The organism is Noviherbaspirillum sp. Root189, from assembly GCF_001428545.1.
GTDB lineage: Bacteria > Pseudomonadota > Gammaproteobacteria > Burkholderiales > Burkholderiaceae_D > Noviherbaspirillum.
On sequence record NZ_LMHZ01000023.1, the window covers coordinates 171,773 to 191,527 of the forward strand.

Below are 19,755 nucleotides of genomic sequence, written 5' to 3' on the forward strand. Positions count from 1 at the left end.
CATCCCGGATTTTTTTTAGTTTTTGCAAAGGAAAACATGCTGTCGAAGTAAGGATGAGAAACCACCTGAACTTATGGGAATAAACCCTTGCTGTCAATCAATTTCCCTATGCCAATCAGCAAACCAACAGACTTGTTTTAATCTATTTCCATATAGAAACTAAAGTGGATGATAGTGGAATTCCCTTATGGGCAATCACCTGGATTTGTGCCTCTCGGACAAAAGGCAATTACCTGTCGCGCACGCTCAACGTAGCTCGCTGTGGTGGCGGCATTGTTATCCGGACAGACTGAGGAATTGCATGCTATCGCCTCAACCCGATAACCGCGTACTGATTGTGGCGTACCCGCCGCCGTTTCACCCTCAACAAAATTATTCGTTGCCGTGCAGCGCACGGTAACGCGGAAGCCATTTGCCGCAGTCAGGTCTAAAGTTTGTACCGCCGCATTGCAGTTGCCCGCAGTGCGCCAGATACCCGCTGGCTGGAAGATTTGAAAAAGCCCCCAATCCGTCCCGGCCTTCGCCGCCTGCCAGGCGCGGGCCGATTCAATGTCCTGGGCCGAACCAAGCTGCTGCGCCGTCCCGAATTTGACGATTGCCCCCGCAAGCGCGGCGAGAATAACAAGCACGACGATTGCTGCGATGGCACCGAAGCCTTTTTGCGCTTGCTGTCTTCTCATGGCACATTATCTACATGAGCCCCAAACGACAACGATACGGTTTCGTTGCTGTCGCTCAGGTCGAGTTGCATCCAGACGAATCCGCGTTGCTGCGTAGTGCCGATAGCGGGGCTATAAACAAAATTGCAGCTTCTGACATTCCTGGTCACCACGGCAGCATCCGCTGTCGTCGGACAGACTGTCGGATAAGCCGGCGTAAAGCCACGATGCAGCCGATACAGCGTGCCCTTTCCGTTGCCTTGCGCATCGACGGTGCCGTCCGCTCCGTCACAGACATAAAAGACTGCGGGCGCATTGCCATTATTGGCAACGATGCTGAATCGTCCGCCTGCATAACCGAGCGGGAACTGATGGGTGTTGAACGAGAGCCGCTGCTGCCCGAACGTCGCCTGCGGCGAACTGGCAATCGCTGTAATTGCGGCCCTGGTTGTACCCGCGTAGACGTCATTCGGATTCTGATTGCCGACCACAACCCAGTCGCCGACCGCAGGCAAGGTCGACATTGGCGACAACACGTCGAAACCGGTCGATGGCTGCGATGTGTCGAGCGGCATGCTGCAGGTGGCAGTCGTACAGGTGGCGGCGTCGTTGGTGACATCCGGCGCCAGGCGATAGCGCCCTCCGGTGGTCGTTGGCAGCAACTCAAAGCAATGGTCGCTAGGGCTGCGGATCGAATTCGGCACGGCCATCCGGATATCGCGCGCCATGCGCCGCAGTGCGGTATCGGCATTATCGGTCAGGCCCGCCCTGCGCCGCGCATCGAAATAGCTGTTTGTTGCCGGAATGAAGAAGACCATCAGCCCCGCCGCAATAACACCGGTAAGGGCAATAACGATCACCAGTTCGACCAGAGTGAAGCCGCGAACGCACATGCGGAAGCTTGCCCTCCTGTGCTCATGTACTTCTACTCTCGTATGCATGGCAGGATTCTTCATGGTTCGCCAGGCGGCAGTCCCGCTGCATAATTGGTACGCCAGCCGGCCAGTGCCAAGGATTCAGTACCGTGCGTCACCGTCACCGTAATCTGATACACGTTGCTGCCTGCAAGATTGCCATTGCCCGAGACCGTATTCAGAATGCCTGCCTGATCTACCACTACAGCGACGTTATAACCGGACAGCGCCGGAATCAGCGTGCCAGTCGTATCACAAAAACCGCCTGTGGTTTGCAGACCGTTATAGTCGAGAATGTCATTGAACGCCATCCTCGCCGGACAAGGTCCCGGCGCGTTGGCCTGCGCAGGCGCGGCGGCTGCAAAGGGCTGCAAGGTAATTTCTTCCATCATTCCTTCGGCAATCGCCAGCATCTGCTTGCGGATCATCGGATCGGCGCTGCTCCTGACCACGGTCGTAAAAGCGCTCATCACTCCCGCGATGCCCACACCAAGGATAACGATCGCCATCACCAGCTCGATCATCGTCATGCCGGTTTGCCGTCTAATTGACATAACCGGTTGCCCCCACCACGGTGATTGATGTGAGGCCAGTGATGCCGATCGAGTAATCGGTAATGACCCCCTCGCTTGACGTGACCACGCCGGAAGGCTGGAAGTAGATTGGTCCCCTGCCGGACGAAATCCGGTCGCCTGAAGTTTTTGCATAGACACTTTGCCCGTCTGGCGCATTCAGGGTCTTATCCGTACAGCTTGTGGCAGGGTTGGCGGATGCAATATGCAAGGTAATGCTGTCGGCGGCGACATCCGCGCACACCAGCCTGCGGTGGCTGACCGCGGATTTTTGCGCGTAGCGCAGCGCGGCGACCGCTTCATCACGAAACGCCGTCGCCCTGAAGTCATCGGTATTTGACATGCGCGGCAAGGCGACCACCGCGAGAATGCCGATCAGCACCATGATCATCACCAGTTCGACAAGAGTGAACCCGGTCTGGCGATGGGCTGACCAGCTGCAGGCCGGCCACCGGCGCATTTGAATCTGATGCTGGCTGCGTCGGCCATGCGGAATAATGCAGCCCATCAGAACAGCTCCCGGATGTGGACTGCTCTTCTTGTCTCGGGCGTATAGATGCCAAAGGTAGCGCTTGCCGCCGGATCGTTTTGAAAAGTGGCTCCCGGCGCCCATTTTCCCTTAAGATAATCGTGGTTCCCGGCGGTTGCCGCGCATGCGACACCGTCGCTCGGATCCGCGCCTAGGTCAGCGCAGATATCGACGGTGCCGGTGTAGCCCGTACCGGGTTTGGTCAATGTGATCGCTCCCAGGCCATTGGTAATCTGAACATCGCCTCCCAGCGTCACCGGCCATGCCGACATCGTGTTGCTCTTGGCATCCCGGTAGTTCGCCGCGCGCAACGCGCCGGCAGCAATGCGCGTGCAACTGTCGGCGTTGTTGAGTATCCACGACTTTCCACTCCAGTACTGTGCTTGCACGGGCAGCGTGACGTTTGTCTGCCCCTGTGCGGACGCGCTGAACAGTGCGAGACGGCCAAAGCGAAGATTGTTGTTGGCCAGCGCAACCCGATTGGCATTCAGGTTCAGATCGCTTGCTTTGACCGTAATGCCATCGGTGTCGCGGGGTACGATACCCAGCGCCAGGGTTGCGAACGGACCGTCCTGCACCGCAACTCTCTCGAATCTCACATCCCCGCTGATCGTGGTGGCGCCATTGACCCAGCCACCGGCAGCCGCTGAAACAGCCCTCATGCGGGTCGAATAATCCGTTGAATTCTGGACAGCGGCGAGACCAAAGGAACCATCGGTTCCAGCCGACGTAGACGCCCACTGCGTAGCGAATCTGGCATTCCGGTCTGCTACCGACATGGAAGACCACTTTGCATCGTTGGGATCAAACAGATTGAGGAAAGCGTAGCTGTTGCGGTAATTTTGTGTCACGTCGCCGCTTGTGTTGCGTGCCGTCAGCGTAAAACCTAGACGGAAGGTTTCATCCATGTAAGTGAAGGTTGAATCGGGCAAATCAGGCAAACATATCGGCCGCCGGATAATGCTTGGTGCCGCCACCGTGAAATGGTCGGGCGTGATCCGGCCGACCACGTCGCTGAGAATCGGTACATTGAGCTCTGCTGCGCCCAGATAATTCGTCACCGCATAGGCGCTGCCACCACTACCCCCGATCTTGAAGTTGCCGACTTCGCTATAACTGATCGCATTTGTTAGTGCCGCCGCGCCGGACGCCAGCGTTACCGTAGTGGGCGACAGCGTACCAAGAGTGTAGGTAGTCGTATCCGTGGGAGCGTTCGCAGGAGGTGCCAGCACAGGCGCCAGGCTGACCACTCCTGCGTTATTGGTCGTGCCATTGAAACGCGCGGTCAGTCCGGGATTGGCCGTGGCGATGGTTGCGGTAGTAATACCTGTATCCGGTATCCCGTCGCCGCGTTGCGCACTCGTACCATCGGTATTTTGGGTATCAGCACTTGCCACCCAGCGCCATGCGCTTAAGGTCCCGCTGAATGGCGCTCCGGCTTTGGCGAAGGCACTCGCTCCAGCAGAGTTAGTGATTGAGCCGGAAGCGAATCCCGTTGCGGTAATGACAAAAGGACGCACTGTGAAATTGGAAGAAATTCCCGTCACCGTACTGGTTCCGCTAGGCATACCGTTCAAGCTCAGACGCAGCGCATATTGTCCGACATCGGTTGAGCACAGATAGAACGTCGCCTGACCTGCCGAGAAATTAAGCGTGATCGGCGTGCCGCCGGTCGTCAATGGCGGAACTACGGAACCGGGGCAGGACGCCGAACTGGTATTGATTGTCGGGCCTGTGGCCCCGGCGGGATGGTTCAATCCGGGAACGTAATAGATGGTTCCGCTGTACTGGCCCGTCGTCGTCGCAGTGCTCCCACAAGTCGAGACGGTGGCTCTTACGGTATGCGGCCTGCCAGCGACCGCGCCATACGCCGGCGTCAGCATATCGACGTCGGTGAGCGTCACTCCAGTCGAATTGTCTGTGAACGTGATATTGCCTGACGACCCCTGCATCACATTAGGTGATGCATACACGGCGTCGACCGCCGAGACCGTGAAGGTTTCCTCAACGGTGTCGCCGAGGTACAAAGTCACCGAGCCATTCGTCAATGTCACCGTATTGCCGGACAAGCGGACGCCGGCTGTGTTATACCACCGTGGATTAGGCGTTGACGCAGTCAGGGTAACGGTGCCGTTGTAGCTGGTCAAAGGCGTACCGGTGCCGTTGGCGGCACTCATTGCAGTGATCGTTACCTTGGGTCCGAGTAGCGCCGGCGTACAGGTCGTGGATGTCGCCGGACTGACGCTGATGGCAAAACTGGGCGTATTCGGAGACCCGATGGTGACGTTGGCAAAATCCGTCTGGTTATTAGTAAGTCCCGCCGTCGTCTGGGCCGTATTGACATAGGTGTGCCCTACCGTCGCATCGGCCGGAACCTGCATCTTGATATTCAGCTTGGAGACGGTTCCGGCAGTGACCGTGGCAGGAGACCAGGTAATTGTAGTCGCTGTGCTGGAAGCCCCGGTATTGGGATCTGTCGCTGTATAGGTGCCCGTGGTGATCGGAGGATCAAGCGCATTGGACGGCGTGGATGAAATATAGGTCAATACCGGCGGCAGGAAGTCGGTGATCTTGACGCCTGACATTGTGGAGTCGCCCGTATTGGCAAAATTAAGTGTAAATGTGACCGTACTGCCCGGCGTAGGTGTGGCATTGTCGACGGTTTTGGTGAAGTTGGCGTTGTTGCTCACGCACTGCGTATATGTCGTCCCAGAGCCGGTGTTACTCGTCAGGTCCCATTTGGATCCGCCATCGGGGTCGCGCGCCATATCCTTATTGCCGTAGTTATTCAGCACCAGCATGTTGAACTGCTTGGGCGTGGAGGCGGAGGCTCCTGCCTGGGACGTCAGCGATGTCGCGAGCGCGGGACAGCCTGTCGTGCTATTGGCAAGGCCTGGAAACCAGCTGCTCGCCGCCGACCCCGGCCATGGTTCGGGCGGCGATGAATTATCGAACACAAAGGCATCGACATAAGCGCCGTCTTCATCCTTGAGCAGCACGAGCGCATTTTGCTGGCGCAAGCCACCAGGCACGTTCGATGTAAGCCAGGTCTTGTTGCTGACGGTGCAGGCGGTTGCCGTCGATGTATTGAGCGGATACGTGGTCTTGGTATTGATACCGGTATAGACGTCAATACTCCAGTTTTGCCAGCTCGCCGGGAAGGCGTTACTGGTGGAATAGACTTCAAGGAAGTTGGGTGGCGCGCTTCCGCCGGAGCCGAAGAAGTATTCGTTGAACCAGGCTTTTTGGGGGGAACGCCAGCTGGAGCAGGCGGCGTGGGCGGAGCTGCTAATAAAAACAAGAGATATGAGAAATGCCCATAGAAACTGTCCGCATAAAAACTTGTAGCGGAATCGGCCAACAAAAAATGTCGACTTGAAACTCATCAGCCTAGATGTCATATGCCAAAAGTTCTTGTTTATATATGCAAAGCCCGCCGAAGCGGGCTTTGGAGACATCATGCCATTACGTCGCATGGTCTACTATGCGACGTTCTTGTTATCGCTATTAAGATCCTGAACCGCCGGCTGGAGGAGTTGCAGCACCTGCCACATAGTGGCCGGTAAACGTAGCAGTCGCACTATCAGCCGTAGTCACGGTACATGTACCGCTACCAGTAGTAGAATCAATTGTCCCGCTAATCGAAAACCCAGCAGGCAAACCTCCTTCGAGCAAAGGACCAAGGTCGGCACATGCAGCAACAGGAGTTTTTGCATTTGAACCTGCTTTGCTCGCCGCTAAATTCATAGCAGACGCCGATGCTAGGGCACCAGCAAAGCCTTTAGCGGATGCAGTTGCCGCATCCGATTTAAGATCGATAAATTTTGGCAATGCCGTCGCTGCCAAAATCCCCAAAATAACGATAACCATCACCAGTTCAATCAGGGTAAATCCCGACTGGGCATTTTGCTTAATTTTCATTTTATTTCCTTTAATCAAGTAAAGGCCGCAGCCTTGTGAAGTTGGAGCCGCAGCTCCATCCGGGGAATTTCCCAGTGAAAAGATGTTTGCAGCTTTTTTTCCTAGTGTCAATTAAGTGTAATGCGAACAATGCAGATTTCGACGATTCAGAGCTTCCAATCGCCTTTCAGCAACACTATTCCTAAACGGACAGACACATATAGGCCACAGCCTATAAGAACAAACGCCGAAAACTTTCTTCGTTGAAAGATATATGCATCTATACAAAAGTACAGACCGTTGCATCTCTCAAATAAATTCTTTGAAGAAATAGATTTATTCAATGCAACTTCCAGGTCGCGCAAGATACTCGGCTTGAAAGCGATGACGGCACCAAAGAAGGCACTTAGAACCCCGGCAATCACAAAAAACACCCACACCGCGTCAACAAGACCAAACGGATCCATGCTGGCCAGACGCTCGATCTTCAATCTTCCCGTCCGCAGCAGGAAAGCATTCAACACATACAGTGAACCGAACAGGATCAAACCGCCGACAATCCGATGATGCCGGTAGACCCATCGTTCAAGCTGCTGCGGTTTGCCGATCGTCCTCGTCATTCGGCTGACATCAACCCAACGGCTCCAATACCGGTTGATTTTTTCTGTTTGTGCCGGCGCGATCAGCAGTCCTATCCCAAGCAGTACCGCAATCACGCTGCCGCCCCATAACAGGAGCAAAAACGAGCGCCAGACAATATCGTTGAACAGGTCCATATCCAAAGTGGGCAGCATCGCTTTACCTGATCTCCCATGTATAGGGCTGGACTACACGGAACGTGACACCGCCGACATCCTTCGATCTGTCGCCCTGCTCTCCCGGCAAAGGGCTGTTGTAGACCAGCTCCGTTTTAAAACGGATCGCTTTGCCGCCACCAGAAGAGGAAAAATGATCGCTGCGCTGGACCAGATACACAACCTGCCGCGCCTTCAGGTCGTAGTACCAGCTTCCAGTCGATATGCTGTCCGCCTGCACGTCGTAATGTTCACCGGCATAGTTCTTCTGCTGCTCGTTCAGCAAGGTGAACGGATTGATTTCAAGCAGTTTGCCAGCGTCCTCGCTGCGTCCCCTTGCCACGAGCGCCGCGATCCGGATATTGAGCGCGCTGCGGATCGAACCGACGGTTTGTTCCATGGCGGCCTTTTCTGCCTGTTCCTGATAATCCACGAAACGCTCGGCCAGCTTCCCTGCAAACAGGGACACGACCATCAGGGAAAGAATCAATTCGAAAAGGGTAAAGCCCAGAGCGCGCGCTCTGGAACGGACTGCCGTCGTTGCCTTCCCTTTTTCAGTTTGCATAAGGTTTATTTGTTCAACGCTGCCTTGCCAAGATCCCAGATCGGCAGGAAGATGCCAAGCGCCAGAATCAGCATCAGTATGCCTAGGCCAATCAGCAGGATAGGTTCGATCTTTGCGCTCAGGGCTTTAACTTCGTAGTCCACTTCACGTTCGTACATGGCGGCGATTTCCTCCATCAGTTCGTCGATCTCGCCGGTTTCTTCGCCGACTGCAATCATCTGAAGAACAATGGGCGTAAAGACACCGGTCGTGGTTGCGGTTCGAAGTACGCTTTCGCCGCGTTCGACGCCGTCACGCATCTGCTCGATGCGTCCGGCGATGTAGGCATTATCGACGACCTGCGACACAACACTCAAGCTCTGTACGATAGGAACGCCGCTACGCGAAGCCAGCGCAAAACTGCGTGCAAAGCGCGCCAGCGTGCCTTTATGAATAATGACGCCAGCGAGAGGAATCCGCAGCTTCAACCGGTCCCACTTGTATCTTCCTGCTGGCGTACCGATGTACATTTTGAAGCCGATGGCGGCAGCCGTTATCAAGGCAAGCAGAAGCGGCCACTGATTGACCATGAAGTTGGAACTGCCGATCAGGATCTTGGTCATGATCGGCAGCTCTGCCTTGAAGCCTGCATACACGCGTGAAAACGCCGGTATGACGAAAATATTGACGACGACGATCGCAATGCCAAGCGCGATGACGACAAACGATGGATACCGCGTCGCCGATCGGATTCGCTCGCGCATGTCGCGCTCAAATTCCATATGGTTGAACAAGCGTAGGAAGATTTCGTCGAGCCGCCCCGTCATCTCCCCGACTCTTACCATGCTGACGTAATAAGAGCTGAAGATATTGGTATGTCTTCGCATCGCAGCCGACAACTCACGGCCCGCATCAAGGCTTTCTCGCAGGTCTTTGAGCACCTTGGCAAAGCTTTTGTTGATCGCCGATTCCTGCAGCCCGGCCAGCCCGCGAAAGATGGGCACACCGGATTTGAGCAGTGTGTACATCTGCCGGCTAAACAGTTGCACATCGATGGGACGAATCTTTGGCTCGAAAAGCTTTGCAAGCGCATTGCTTTCGGACGCCGAAGCGGGCTTTCTGGTGACGACAATCTCAACCGGCGTCACACCGGTATTGAGCAGCTGTTCTGCAACGGCATTGCTGTCGATGCTTTCGAGTACGCCCTTGAGTAGCTCTCCCCTGGAATTGCGCGCTTTATATGAGAAATACGGCACGTCACTCCTCGAACTGGTTACTGACGCGCATTGCTTCCGAAACCGTGGTGCGACCGGCAATGACGAGTGCGACCGCGTGCCTGCGAAGGGTCTCGCCGCCCATTGCGGCTTGCGCCACCTTCATGAAACGCGCGGGGTCTTCCTGACCTGCGGCGTCGGCGACTGCTTCGGTCATTTCGAGCATTTCATAGACGCCGGTACGTCCGCGATAACCGGTGCCATTGCAGTGCGAACACCCGCGACCATGGACATATTTTCGTGCAGCGACCGTATCGCCCAGCTCAAATTTTAGCCACTCGGCTTCGTTCGGCTTGAGTTCATAAGGCGTCGCGCAGCTTTCACACACGACACGCACCAGGCGTTGTGCCAGTACCGCCTGCAAGGAGGTCGACACCATATACCGTGGCACGCCCATGTCCATCAAGCGCACAGGTGTACTGACAGCGTCATTGGTGTGCAATGTCGACAGCACCAGGTGGCCGGTCAATGCGGCACGCATGCCGATCTGCGCGGTTTCCTGGTCGCGCATCTCGCCGACGAGAATGACGTCGGGGTCTTGCCGCAATGCCGAGCGAAGCACGCGTGCGAAAGTAAGCTCGATCTTTTCGTTGACCTGCACCTGGTTGATGCCGGGAAGACGGTATTCGACCGGATCTTCAACGGTGATCAGTTTTCTTTCAGGCGAGTTCAGTTCGGCAAGAGCACCGTAGAGCGTTGTGGTTTTGCCGCTACCTGTGGGCCCTGTTACAAGCACCAGACCGTTGGGCCGCTCCAGGATGGTGCGCAGCCTCTTGACCATTTTCGGCGGCATGCCGATCGAATCGAGCTTGAGTGTCCCGCTTCCCTGATTGAGCAGACGCATGACGATGGATTCGCCGAACTGCGTGGGCATGGTCGAGATACGTACATCGATCGGCTGCTGCTTTACTTTTACCGCGAAGCGGCCGTCCTGCGGCAGACGCTTTTCCGAGATGTCGAGGTCGGACATCAGCTTCAGGCGCAAGGCCAGTGATGGAGCGATCTTGATATCGGCTTCGGTCTGCAGGTGCATGACACCGTCGATACGAAACCGGATCTGCAGTCGTTCCGCCTGCGGCTCGATATGGATATCGGAAGCGCGTACCTGGGTAGCATCATCAAACACCGACTGCAGCAGCTTGACGACCGGCGCCTCCTCCGCACCGGTTGTTGCACCGGCGAGTGCGCCGAAATCCACGTAGCTGTCGCCGAGTTCCTGTTCCAGCTCGCGTGCCAGATCGGTAATTTCTTCCGTACGGCGATAGATGCGGTCGACGACCTGCAGCAGTTCGCCTTCATTGACCACGGCAAGCTCAATGTTGCGCCTGACCGAACGTGCGATTTCATCGTACGCAAAGAGATCCGTCGGATCGGCCATGCCGATTACAAGAGAACTGCCCCGGTCCTCCAGCGCGATCGCCCGGAATCGGCGTGCCTGAGTCTCAGGCAACAGCCGCACGACCTCGGAACGAACGTTAAAAAACTTGAGATTGATGTAGGGGATGTTGAGCTGCTTGGCGAGCGCGCCCGAGATCTGCTCTTCGGTGACGAAGCCATTTTCGATGAAAACACGTCCGAGTTTGCGTCCGGTCCGCTTTTGCTCACCCAGCGAAAACTGTAGCTGCTCTTCTGAGAGCAGCTTTTGTTGCACCAGAATTTCACCGAGGCGGACCTTTTCCGGCCGTGCCATACGCGCTCCTTACCATGGACTTTACACGCGTATTTTAGCCAGATTCCCTTTGCCTTAGTGAATTGTTTTTATTGGGAAAATCCGCAATTGTGCCTTTGTAATGCCATCCCGATATGGTCCACGGTCATATGACCTGCATGGGCCATATGACTCGCATGACCCGATCGGGTCATCAGCCGCTGAGAGCGTCGCGGAAGTCTGCTAACAGATCGTCCGTATCCTCGATGCCAACAGAAACCCGGATCAACGATTCGGCGATCCCCATTTCAGCACGGCGCTCTGGACCCATCTCATAGAAGATCGTATGTGCGACCGGGATAACCAGTGTCCTGGTGTCGCCGAGATTACTGGCCGGGATAGCAAGCTTCAGACGGTTAAGGTAATCGAAACAATCGATATCTTTTCTTAACTCGAAGCTAAACAAACTGCCGTAGCGTGAAAACAACTCGCTGGCAATGGCATGCTGGGGATGTGACTCGAGACCGGGGTAATACACGGCGGCGACACGGTCGTCAGCTTCGAGCATACGCGCGAGGGCAAGCGCGTTGGCGCACTCGCGGTCGAGACGCAAGGCCATGGTTTCGGAGCCGACCGAGATATGGTGGGCCGCTTCCGGCCCGAGGGTACCGCCGAAGTCACGCAAGCTTTTGGCGCGGATCTGGGCCATGCCCCATTGGGCCGGCGCATACTTTTTGTACGAATCGAAAATATTCGGAAACTTAGTCCAGTCATACAGGCCGGTGTCGGTCAGGCTGCCGCCCAGGGCGTTGCCGTGTCCGCCAATGGATTTGGTTAGTGCATTGACAACCAGGCCTGCCCCGACCATCTTCGGACGGAAGAGATACGGTGAGGTCATCGTGTTGTCGACCACATACAGAATGCCGCGGTCGCGGCATAACTGGCCTATACGTTTGAGGTCGGCGATCTGTGTACGCGGATTGGCGATCGTCTCGACAAAGACGATGCGCGTCGCCGGGGTGATGGCGGCCTCGACGTTCTTGACGTCGGTGGCGTCAACCATTGACACCTTGGCGCCCTGCCCGTTGACTGTTTGCCAGAGGCTATTGGTATTGCCAAAAAGGAAAGCGGAAGAGACGACGTGATCACCTTCACGGAGCAGCGCCTGCGCCACGGCACCGATCGCAGCCATGCCAGTTGAAAAACAGATGGTCGCCAGCCCCTGTTCCATCTTGGTGATCTTGTCTTCTAACGCGGACACTGTCGGATTACCTTGACGGCCATAACGGTAACCAGGCTGTTTACCCTGAAAGACTTCGGCGAGCTGGCGTGCATCGCGATACCCGAAGGCCACCGAGGTATGAATCGGCTTGTGCAAGGATCCATGCTCGATCGGCTTCTGGCGATCGCTATGCAGGATGGTGGTGGTGAATCCGTATTTTTTTATCTCGGTCATGGCAATAAAAAACCCGTTTGGCCTGCGCTAAACGGGTCGTAGGAAATTTAGGGCCGTTTTAGCAGAATTTGTTATGGGACTTTACCCTGGCGCCCGCAATCAGTTACAAATCGGCGCGAGCCTCCATCGTATCGTAAAAATGAATGAACGCAAACTGTCAAGTTTTCAGCACTTTGGGGGACCAAGTATGCACTTCGTGGTCCTGCGAAGACGTAAATATTTTGCACTAAATCCTGAGCTAGTGATCCTAATCAAATAACAGCACCCCTTTTATGTGCATCTGGCAATCAGGCGAAATTTGCATCGAAGACATGGGATACAGCAACGGGATTTGTAACATTCATGCCAATCGATTTTAACCAGCTCGTTCTTCAGGAAACGCCGGACGCGATTATCGTAATGGCGCCAGACGGGAAGGTTGTACATTGGACAAGGGGCGCGGAGTTCGTGTTTGGATATACCGCAGCGGAGGCGGCAGGCCGCTCCCTGATGGAATTGCTGGTGCCCGCGGATCGCCTCGGTGAGGAACGCCGTTATATGGAACTAGCGCGTACCGCGGGACTGTGCAGCTATGAATCGATCCGCCGCAGGAAAGACGGCTCATTGGTACATGTCGCTATCTCGATCAAGCTCATCCACGATCCGCAGCACGAAACGACTTACTTTCTGACGACGCAAAAAGACGTCACTTCACTCAAGGTGCTCCGTGATGCGAAGCTGCTGGAGGCAAAGTTCCGTGATCTGCTTGAATCGACACCGGATGGCATCGTGATGTCGAACTCGACCGGCCACATTGTGCTGGCCAATAGCCAGGCCGAGCGGCTGTTCGCCTATGAGTCTGGTGAAATGCGGGGACGTCCCGTTGAGAGCCTCCTGCCTGCGCGCTTGCGCGCCGGGGATGTCGGCCAGCGATCAAGTTATTTCGCGCAATCGCGTCCGCGCGCGATGGAAGACGGCCTGGAGCTTTACGGCTTGCGCAAGGATGGCACCGAGTTCCCCGTCGAGATCAGTCTAAGTCCGCTCGAAACGGAAGAAGGCGTATTGATATCGATCGCAATCCGGGACATCACGGAGCGCAAGCGCTTTGAGCGGGCCTTGTACGAAAAAAATCTTGAACTGGAAAAAGCGAACCAGGCGAAGGACCGGTTCCTTGCCAGCATATCGCACGAATTGCGCACGCCGCTCAACGCCATTATTGGCTTCACCGGCACCCTGCTCATGCGCTTGCCCGGCCCCCTCACCAAGGACCAGGAGAAGCAACTAAGGACTGTGCAGCTCAGCGCCAAGCATCTTCTTTCGCTGATCAATGATTTGCTGGATCTGGCGAAGATTGAATCCGGAAAGGTGGAACTGCTGGAGGAACCTGTGTCTTGCACCATGCTTCTACACAGTCTGGCTGACACCCTGATGCCGCTCGCACAGCAGAAAGGACTGCAGTTCCGCCTGGAGATGCCGGACAAGGAGATTCAGCTCAACAGTGACCGGCGAGCGATCAACCAAATCCTCATTAACCTTGTCAATAATGCCATTAAGTTTACCGAGACGGGAGAAGTCAGTGTTCATCTTGATGAAGTGACACATGAAGAATCCTCACTTGTCACCATCCGCGTCTGCGACAGCGGAATGGGAATACCCGAGTCGGACCAGGAGAAACTCTTCGAGGCTTTTTCACAGATTGACTCGAGTTCGACCCGGCGATTCGAAGGAACCGGACTCGGGTTATACCTGAGTCAAAAGCTTGCAACCCTACTTCGAGGAAAATTGACTTTTAGCAGCGAGTTCGGCAAGGGCAGCATCTTTACGTTGACCATACCCAGAGACATGCAATGAAGGCATATCCATCCACATTAACTGTCTCGATCAACTCAATCGGGGTCCGGCGCTGCGCTTCGGGAGGTGTGCGTTGACAGCAAGGATTTTGCTCATTGAAGACCATCCCGCCAATTTGGAGCTGATGGCGTATTTACTTCATGCTTTTGGCCATACCTGTTTATGTGCGCCGAATGGCACGGCCGGATTGGAACTGGCATTGAAAGAGTCGCCGGATCTGGTCATCTGCGACGTGCATTTACCCGTGCTTGACGGGTACGGTGTGATCCGGAAGATCCGCAGCGATCCACACCTGCAGCATCTCCCGGTGGTAGCGGTGACCGCGCTGGCCATGGTTGGTGACCGCGAAAAGTTGCTTGCCGCGGGCTTCGATGGTTATATCAGCAAGCCTATCGAACCAGAGACTTTTGTCGGGACGATTGAAGAATTCTTACCGATTCCCTTGCCTGCTCCTGCCTCATGGAACGGTCCACACGACGAAGGCCTTGCCAAGGCGCAAACCGAGGAGCAGCGCGCAACGCAAGCTGCGGAAAAAAACAGGAGTCCAGATGGCGACCATATTGATCGTTGACGATCACGTCCTCAATCGACAATTCCTCATGGCCCTGCTTGGGTATAGCGGCCACGATCTTATCGAGGCGGCAAACGGCGCGGATGGCCTCATGATGGCGAGCGCACGCCGACCGGACCTGATCATTGCCGACATCCTGATGCCGAATATGGATGGCTACGAATTTGTTACCCGCTTGCGCGCCCTGCCCACGATCGCCAATACGCCCGTGATTTTTTACACGGCGACCTATCATGAGCGAGAGGCAAGCATCATGGCAATGGCTTGCGGCGTGCGCTGGATACTTCCCAAGCCATCCGACCCCGAACTCATTCTAAAAACCGTACATGAAGCGCTCGGCCAGCCGAATCCCGTCGTCGCACCGCTGGACACGCAACCGGCATTATCGGATGCGGGACCTCGCACCGGACTCGACAACCAGCTCAATGAGTACCTGGTCGAACTCGAAACCAGCAGCAATCTCGTCTCTGAATTTGCGGAGAAGCAGGGAGGTGCCGCCGGTGATGTGCAAGGGTTGCAACATGTGGTGCAACGTTTGTCGAATGCCTTGTCGAGCCTGCAGGCTGTCAGCCTTCGACTGACGGCACTGATCGAGTTGGGTATCGAGCTGACCGCCGAACGTGAACCCAAGCGGCTGCTGGCTAGCTGCTGCCGCGTGGTCCAGGATATCTGTGTGGCGCGTTACTCGGCGATCGGCATCCTCAGCGAAGACGGAACGCGCGTCGATCAATACGTCACGCGTGGAATGGACGATGCTACTGTGGCACAACTGCTGCCGCCCGCACCGGATGCAGGTATCTTTCGTGACGTGCTTTCCGGGCGAGTACCGTGCCGGCTGACCGTGCTCGATGGCAGTCCGGAACGCGTCGGATTGCCGCGCAAGCATCCGGCGGTGCATTCCATCCTCGTGGTACCCATTACGTCGCAGGACAAAGTGTTCGGCTGGCTTTATCTGGCCGACAAGCTGGAAGCGGGAGAATTCAGCGAAGTCGACGAACGCGCCGCGTCCACTGTCGCGGCTCAGCTTGCGGTGGTCTATGAAAACCTGCTGCTGTACGGTGAAATCCAGCGCCAGCACAAGCAGCTCACGACGGAAGTCAATGACCGCAAGCAGGTACAGGATGCCTTGCGTCGAACACTGCGTGCCCGTACGGTAATGGCGGAATGCAATCACGTGATGGTGCATGCAACCAGTGAAAAAGGTCTGCTGGACGACATGTGCCGCACCGTCGTGGAATCCGGCGGTTATCAGATGGCCTGGATCGGCTATACCAACCCGGATGGCAGCCTGACCTCCATGGCGCGCTGTGGTTCCTTGCCAGGCCGGGATCATCAGATGGCGCAGAAGATACCCGGCGCGTCGATCGTGGCGCGTGAGCATGTAAGCAGTCCGGACATGTCCCGCTCGTGGGTGGTGATTGACGTCCCTCCCGACAGTTATGCACGTGATTCCGCTTCATTGGCTTCATTGGCTTCCTCGGCTTCATCAACGTCTTCACCGACGACTGCTTCTGCGAGTGAACGAACGGACGAAACCGAGTTCGCGGTATCCCTCCCGCTGAAGTACGATGGTGAAGTCTTCGGTGTCCTGACCATTCACGAAGCCGACTCTGGCGCGTTCGATGCCGAGCAGATCGCCATGCTGGAAGAGCTGGCCGATGATATTTCATACGGCGTCAATAGCCTGCGTACGCGCGCCGCACGCGAAAAGGCGGAACGCGATTTGCGAGCGACGGAAGAGAAGTTGTCGAGCATTCTCGATTCGATTGACAATGTGGTCTGGTCAGCCAGTGACAAGGGCTTCATCTACCTCAACTCGATTGCGGAGAAATTGTACGGCCGGCCACTGGAACAATTCTTTGACAATCGCAATACATGGTTCGAGGTGATTCATCCGGAAGACCGCGAACGCATTCGCGACGCCCATCACCGGCTTGCCGTGACCGCAACCTTTACCGGGGAATACCGGATCGTGCGGCCAGACGATTCCGTGCGCTGGGTTGAGGAGCGCGCCAGGGCGATTCGCAGCAGCGACGGCAAACTCCTGCGCTATGACGGCATCGTGATCGATATCAGCAAGCGCAAGGAATACGAGGCGCGTATTGAATACCTTGCCGATCACGATGCATTGACGTCGCTCGCCAATCGTAATCTCCTCGCTGACCGTATCATGCAGGCGATGGCCCATGCGCGGCGCAGCGGCGACATGCTGGCCCTGTTGTTTCTTGACCTCGACCGCTTCAAGAGCGTCAACGACAGCTTTGGCCATAGCCTGGGTGACAGTCTCCTGCTCGAAGTCGCGGGGCGTCTCAAACATGTCGTGCGCGAAGGCGATACCGTCGCACGGCAAGGCGGCGATGAATTCATCATCTTGCTGACCGACGTGCAAAGGCCGCAAGACGTGACCGCGGTAGCGCAGAAAATATTCGAGGCGTTTTCGACACCCTTCCATGTACAGGGTCATGAGCTGTTTATCTCGACGAGCATCGGCGCCACCATGTTCCCGGATGATGGCGACGACATTCAAGCCCTGCTGCGCAACGCCGATACCGCGATGTACCGGGCGAAGGACGAGCATGGCAACGCTTTCCAGTTCTATTCCCGCGAAATGAGCGAGCGCGCGTTGGAGCGTGCGGAACTGGAAAGCGCTTTGCGCCGTGCGCTTGACCGCAATGAATTTGAGCTGTTCTATCAGCCCAAGGTTGATGGCATGTCGGGTCGCATCATTGGCGCGGAGGCGCTGATACGCTGGCATCATCCGGTGCTCGGCATGGTGTCGCCTACCCGCTTCATCCCCATGGCCGAGGAGATCGGGCTGATTGTCCCCATCGGGGATTGGGTCATCCATACTGCCTGCGCGCAAAACAAGGCCTGGCAGGATGCCGGACTGCGGCCGATCAGCGTGTCGGTCAACCTGTCGGCGCGCCAGTTCAATCAGGAAGGGCTGGTCGACTCGATAGCGGAGGCACTCTGTTCCATGGGGCTGGATGCCAAACACCTGCAGCTGGAGCTCACGGAAAGCATGGTAATGAACAGCGCGGAACTATTCATTACCAAATTGCAGGAACTTAAAGACCTGGGCGTCCAATTGTCGATCGATGACTTTGGGACCGGCTATTCCAGCCTGAGCTACCTGAAGCGCTTTCCGCTGCACCAACTGAAAATTGACCAATCCTTTGTGCGGGATATTGCGACCGATGCTGACGACGCAGCGATTACCAGCACCGTGATATCGCTCGGGCACAGCCTGAATTTGAAGGTGATTGCGGAAGGTGTCGAGACCGAGGAACAGGTAGCGTTCTTACGCGAACATCAGTGCGACGAAATGCAGGGGTACTTTTTTAGCAAGCCGTTGCCGGCTCATGATTTTGCGTCGCTGTTGCGGACGCATTGATGGTGTAAGTGTTACTGCGCATTCAGAATGAATGAATGGCACGCGGCTCCTTCCCCCTGGCAGGGGGAAGGTTGGGATGGGGGTTGAGTGTCTCAAGTAATTACCGAGCTCTCAACTGCCGACGAAAGTTAATCCACCCTTGCCAGATTCAGATTCAGCTGCGAACGAACTGCATCTTCCACTTCAGGCTTCGGGTTGTTGCGCACCACTTCGATACGATCGAGGTAATCGCGCGAAATGTCGCCGGTGACATAGACGCCATCGAAGCACGATGCCTCGAAGTTCTTCAGCAGCGGGTTCACGTCGGCGATCGAACGCTTCAGCGATTCCACGTCCTGGTACACCAGCGCATCTGCCGTGATTTCGCGGCAGACCTCTTCTTCGGTACGACCATAGGCGATCAGCTCGTTGCGTGTCGGCATATCGATGCCATACACGTTGGGGAACATGACCGGCGGCGCTGCGGAGGCAAAGATCACGCGCTTGGCGCCGGAGTCACGCGCCATCTGCACGATTTCACGACTGGTCGTGCCGCGAACGATGGAGTCATCGACCAGCAGAACGCTCTTGCCCTTGAATTCGCTGCCAATCGCATTGAGCTTCTGTCTCACGGATTTCCTGCGCAGACCCTGGCCCGGCATGATGAAGGTGCGGCCAATGTAACGGTTCTTGATGAAACCTTCGCGGTAGTTCAGGTTCAGCTTGAGCGCGAGTTCCATTGCGGCGGGGCGCGATGAATCGGGAATCGGCATCACCACATCGATATCGCCGGAAGAAAACTGGCGGCGGATCTTCTCGGCCAGATATTCGCCCATCTTCAGGCGGGACGCGTAGACCGATGCGCCATCAATGATGGAATCAGGGCGGGCAAGGTAGACGAACTCGAACGCGCAAGGATTGAGTTCGGGATTTTCAGCGCACTGCTGGTTGTACAGTCGGCCATCCATATCGATGAAGATTGCCTCACCAGGGAGCACGTCGCGCAGGAAACGGAAACCCAAACCTTCGAGCGCAACCGATTCGCTGGCGACGATGTATTCCGGTCCCTTTTCGGTGTCGTTGAAACCAATGCACAGAGGGCGGATACCGAAAGGATCGCGGAAGGCCAGCAAACCATAGCCGGCAATCTGCGACACGACTGCATAGGAACCGCGCACACGCTTGTGCAAAGCGGAAACGGCCTTGAACAATGCGGACGGATCGAGCGAATAGCCGGTTGTTGCCTGCTGGATTTCATGTGCCAGGACGTTCAGCAGGACTTCCGAGTCGGAATCCGTGTTGACGTGCCGACGGTCGTTCTTGAACATCTCGATCTTGAGTTGTTCCCAGTTGGTCAGATTACCGTTGTGGGCAAGAATGATGCCGAAGGGCGCATTCACATAGAACGGCTGGGCTTCTTCTTCACTGGAAGAGCCGGCTGTGGGATAGCGGACCTGGCCGATACCGGCATTGCCGGGCAGAGAGCGCATGTTGCGGGTGCGAAACACGTCACGTACCAGGCCGTTGGCCTTGTACATGGAAAACGTATTGCCGTGATTGGTTGCGATACCCGCCGCATCCTGACCGCGATGCTGGAGCAAGAGCAGCGCATCGTAGATCAGCTGGTTTACCGGGCCGTGAGATACAACGCCAACAATGCCACACATGGTGGACTCCTCAACTAAGACAAT

General features: G+C 56.1%; 15 protein-coding genes. 3 read left to right on the plus strand and 12 right to left on the minus strand.

The genetic code is table 11. The annotated features are described in order from the left end of the window. Positions 1-185: 185 nt before the first annotated feature. From ASE07_RS15145 to ASE07_RS15195, 11 genes are all read right to left on the minus strand, one after another. Positions 186-680 (minus strand): hypothetical protein, encoded by a 495-nt coding sequence (locus ASE07_RS15145; RefSeq protein ID WP_057291661.1) that lies wholly within the window; start codon positions 678-680, stop codon positions 186-188. Then, positions 677-1,615: a PilW family protein gene (locus ASE07_RS15150; RefSeq protein ID WP_235548478.1), complete on the minus strand. Its 939-nt coding sequence runs from the start codon at positions 1,613-1,615 to the stop codon at positions 677-679. The genes ASE07_RS15145 and ASE07_RS15150 overlap by 4 nt, the downstream gene beginning before the upstream one ends. Beyond that, positions 1,612-2,127, minus strand: coding sequence for a type IV pilus modification PilV family protein (locus tag ASE07_RS15155; protein WP_082584169.1), 516 nt, complete (start codon positions 2,125-2,127; stop codon positions 1,612-1,614). Before ASE07_RS15155 ends, ASE07_RS15150 begins: the two co-directional genes overlap by 4 nt. Next, entirely contained in the window at positions 2,117-2,605 is a 489-nt protein-coding gene (locus ASE07_RS15160; RefSeq protein WP_162256888.1) for a prepilin-type N-terminal cleavage/methylation domain-containing protein, read from the minus strand. Before ASE07_RS15160 ends, ASE07_RS15155 begins: the two co-directional genes overlap by 11 nt. A gap of 47 nt (positions 2,606-2,652) precedes the next feature. Next, positions 2,653-6,075 (minus strand): DUF11 domain-containing protein, encoded by a 3,423-nt coding sequence (locus ASE07_RS15165; RefSeq protein ID WP_162256889.1) that lies wholly within the window; start codon positions 6,073-6,075, stop codon positions 2,653-2,655. A gap of 106 nt (positions 6,076-6,181) precedes the next feature. Further along, complete coding sequence (locus ASE07_RS30495; protein WP_327196055.1) at positions 6,182-6,706, minus strand: type II secretion system protein; 525 nt, start codon at positions 6,704-6,706, stop codon at positions 6,182-6,184. A gap of 35 nt (positions 6,707-6,741) precedes the next feature. Then, complete coding sequence (locus ASE07_RS15175) at positions 6,742-7,368, minus strand: hypothetical protein (RefSeq protein WP_057291667.1); 627 nt, start codon at positions 7,366-7,368, stop codon at positions 6,742-6,744. 4 nt (positions 7,369-7,372) lie between these two features. After that, positions 7,373-7,933: a type II secretion system protein gene (locus ASE07_RS15180; protein ID WP_057291668.1), complete on the minus strand. Its 561-nt coding sequence runs from the start codon at positions 7,931-7,933 to the stop codon at positions 7,373-7,375. A gap of 5 nt (positions 7,934-7,938) precedes the next feature. Further along, positions 7,939-9,168: a type II secretion system F family protein gene (locus tag ASE07_RS15185; RefSeq protein WP_057291669.1), complete on the minus strand. Its 1,230-nt coding sequence runs from the start codon at positions 9,166-9,168 to the stop codon at positions 7,939-7,941. Between the two features lies 1 nt (position 9,169). Further along, positions 9,170-10,876, minus strand: a complete 1,707-nt coding sequence (locus ASE07_RS15190; protein ID WP_057291670.1) for a GspE/PulE family protein — start codon at positions 10,874-10,876, stop codon at positions 9,170-9,172. Positions 10,877-11,048: 172 nt separating this feature from the next. Further along, on the minus strand, positions 11,049-12,290 hold the full coding sequence (locus ASE07_RS15195; RefSeq protein ID WP_057291671.1) for a cystathionine gamma-synthase family protein: 1,242 nt from the start codon (positions 12,288-12,290) through the stop codon (positions 11,049-11,051). A gap of 342 nt (positions 12,291-12,632) precedes the next feature. Here ASE07_RS15195 and ASE07_RS15200 point away from each other — a divergent pair, with 342 nt between their 5' ends. The 3 genes from ASE07_RS15200 to ASE07_RS15210 all read left to right on the plus strand — a co-directional run bounded on the left by ASE07_RS15200 (position 12,633) and on the right by ASE07_RS15210 (position 18,085). Next, positions 12,633-14,120, plus strand: coding sequence for a PAS domain-containing sensor histidine kinase (locus tag ASE07_RS15200; RefSeq protein WP_057291672.1), 1,488 nt, complete (start codon positions 12,633-12,635; stop codon positions 14,118-14,120). Positions 14,121-14,208: 88 nt separating this feature from the next. Continuing rightward, positions 14,209-14,691, plus strand: coding sequence for a response regulator (locus tag ASE07_RS15205; RefSeq protein ID WP_268793436.1), 483 nt, complete (start codon positions 14,209-14,211; stop codon positions 14,689-14,691). Further along, positions 14,669-18,085 carry an EAL domain-containing protein gene (locus tag ASE07_RS15210; protein WP_162256890.1) on the plus strand — a complete coding sequence of 1,139 codons (3,417 nt, stop codon included), beginning with the start codon at positions 14,669-14,671 and terminating at the stop codon, positions 18,083-18,085. The genes ASE07_RS15205 and ASE07_RS15210 overlap by 23 nt, the downstream gene beginning before the upstream one ends. 128 nt (positions 18,086-18,213) lie before the next feature. On the opposite strand, the gene purF is transcribed toward ASE07_RS15210, so the two are convergent. Continuing rightward, on the minus strand, positions 18,214-19,731 hold the full coding sequence (gene purF / locus ASE07_RS15215) for an amidophosphoribosyltransferase (protein ID WP_057291674.1): 1,518 nt from the start codon (positions 19,729-19,731) through the stop codon (positions 18,214-18,216). Positions 19,732-19,755 lie beyond the last annotated feature (24 nt).

Excerpts from the sequence above, each read along its gene's own strand:
- ASE07_RS15175 (WP_057291667.1), bottom strand. The coding sequence starts at position 7,368 with ATGCTGCCCACTTTGGATATGGACCTGTTCAACGATATTGTCTGGCGC.
- ASE07_RS15150 (WP_235548478.1), bottom strand. The coding sequence starts at position 1,615 with ATGAAGAATCCTGCCATGCATACGAGAGTAGAAGTACATGAGCACAGG.
- ASE07_RS15200 (WP_057291672.1), top strand. The coding sequence starts at position 12,633 with ATGCCAATCGATTTTAACCAGCTCGTTCTTCAGGAAACGCCGGACGCG.
- ASE07_RS15180 (WP_057291668.1), bottom strand. The coding sequence starts at position 7,933 with ATGCAAACTGAAAAAGGGAAGGCAACGACGGCAGTCCGTTCCAGAGCG.
- ASE07_RS15195 (WP_057291671.1), bottom strand. The coding sequence starts at position 12,290 with ATGACCGAGATAAAAAAATACGGATTCACCACCACCATCCTGCATAGC.
- ASE07_RS15160 (WP_162256888.1), bottom strand. The coding sequence starts at position 2,605 with ATGCGCCGGTGGCCGGCCTGCAGCTGGTCAGCCCATCGCCAGACCGGG.
- ASE07_RS15145 (WP_057291661.1), bottom strand. The coding sequence starts at position 680 with ATGAGAAGACAGCAAGCGCAAAAAGGCTTCGGTGCCATCGCAGCAATC.
- ASE07_RS15210 (WP_162256890.1), top strand. The coding sequence starts at position 14,669 with ATGGCGACCATATTGATCGTTGACGATCACGTCCTCAATCGACAATTC.
- ASE07_RS15190 (WP_057291670.1), bottom strand. The coding sequence starts at position 10,876 with ATGGCACGGCCGGAAAAGGTCCGCCTCGGTGAAATTCTGGTGCAACAA.
- purF (WP_057291674.1), bottom strand. The coding sequence starts at position 19,731 with ATGTGTGGCATTGTTGGCGTTGTATCTCACGGCCCGGTAAACCAGCTG.
- ASE07_RS15155 (WP_082584169.1), bottom strand. The coding sequence starts at position 2,127 with ATGTCAATTAGACGGCAAACCGGCATGACGATGATCGAGCTGGTGATG.
- ASE07_RS15165 (WP_162256889.1), bottom strand. The coding sequence starts at position 6,075 with ATGACATCTAGGCTGATGAGTTTCAAGTCGACATTTTTTGTTGGCCGA.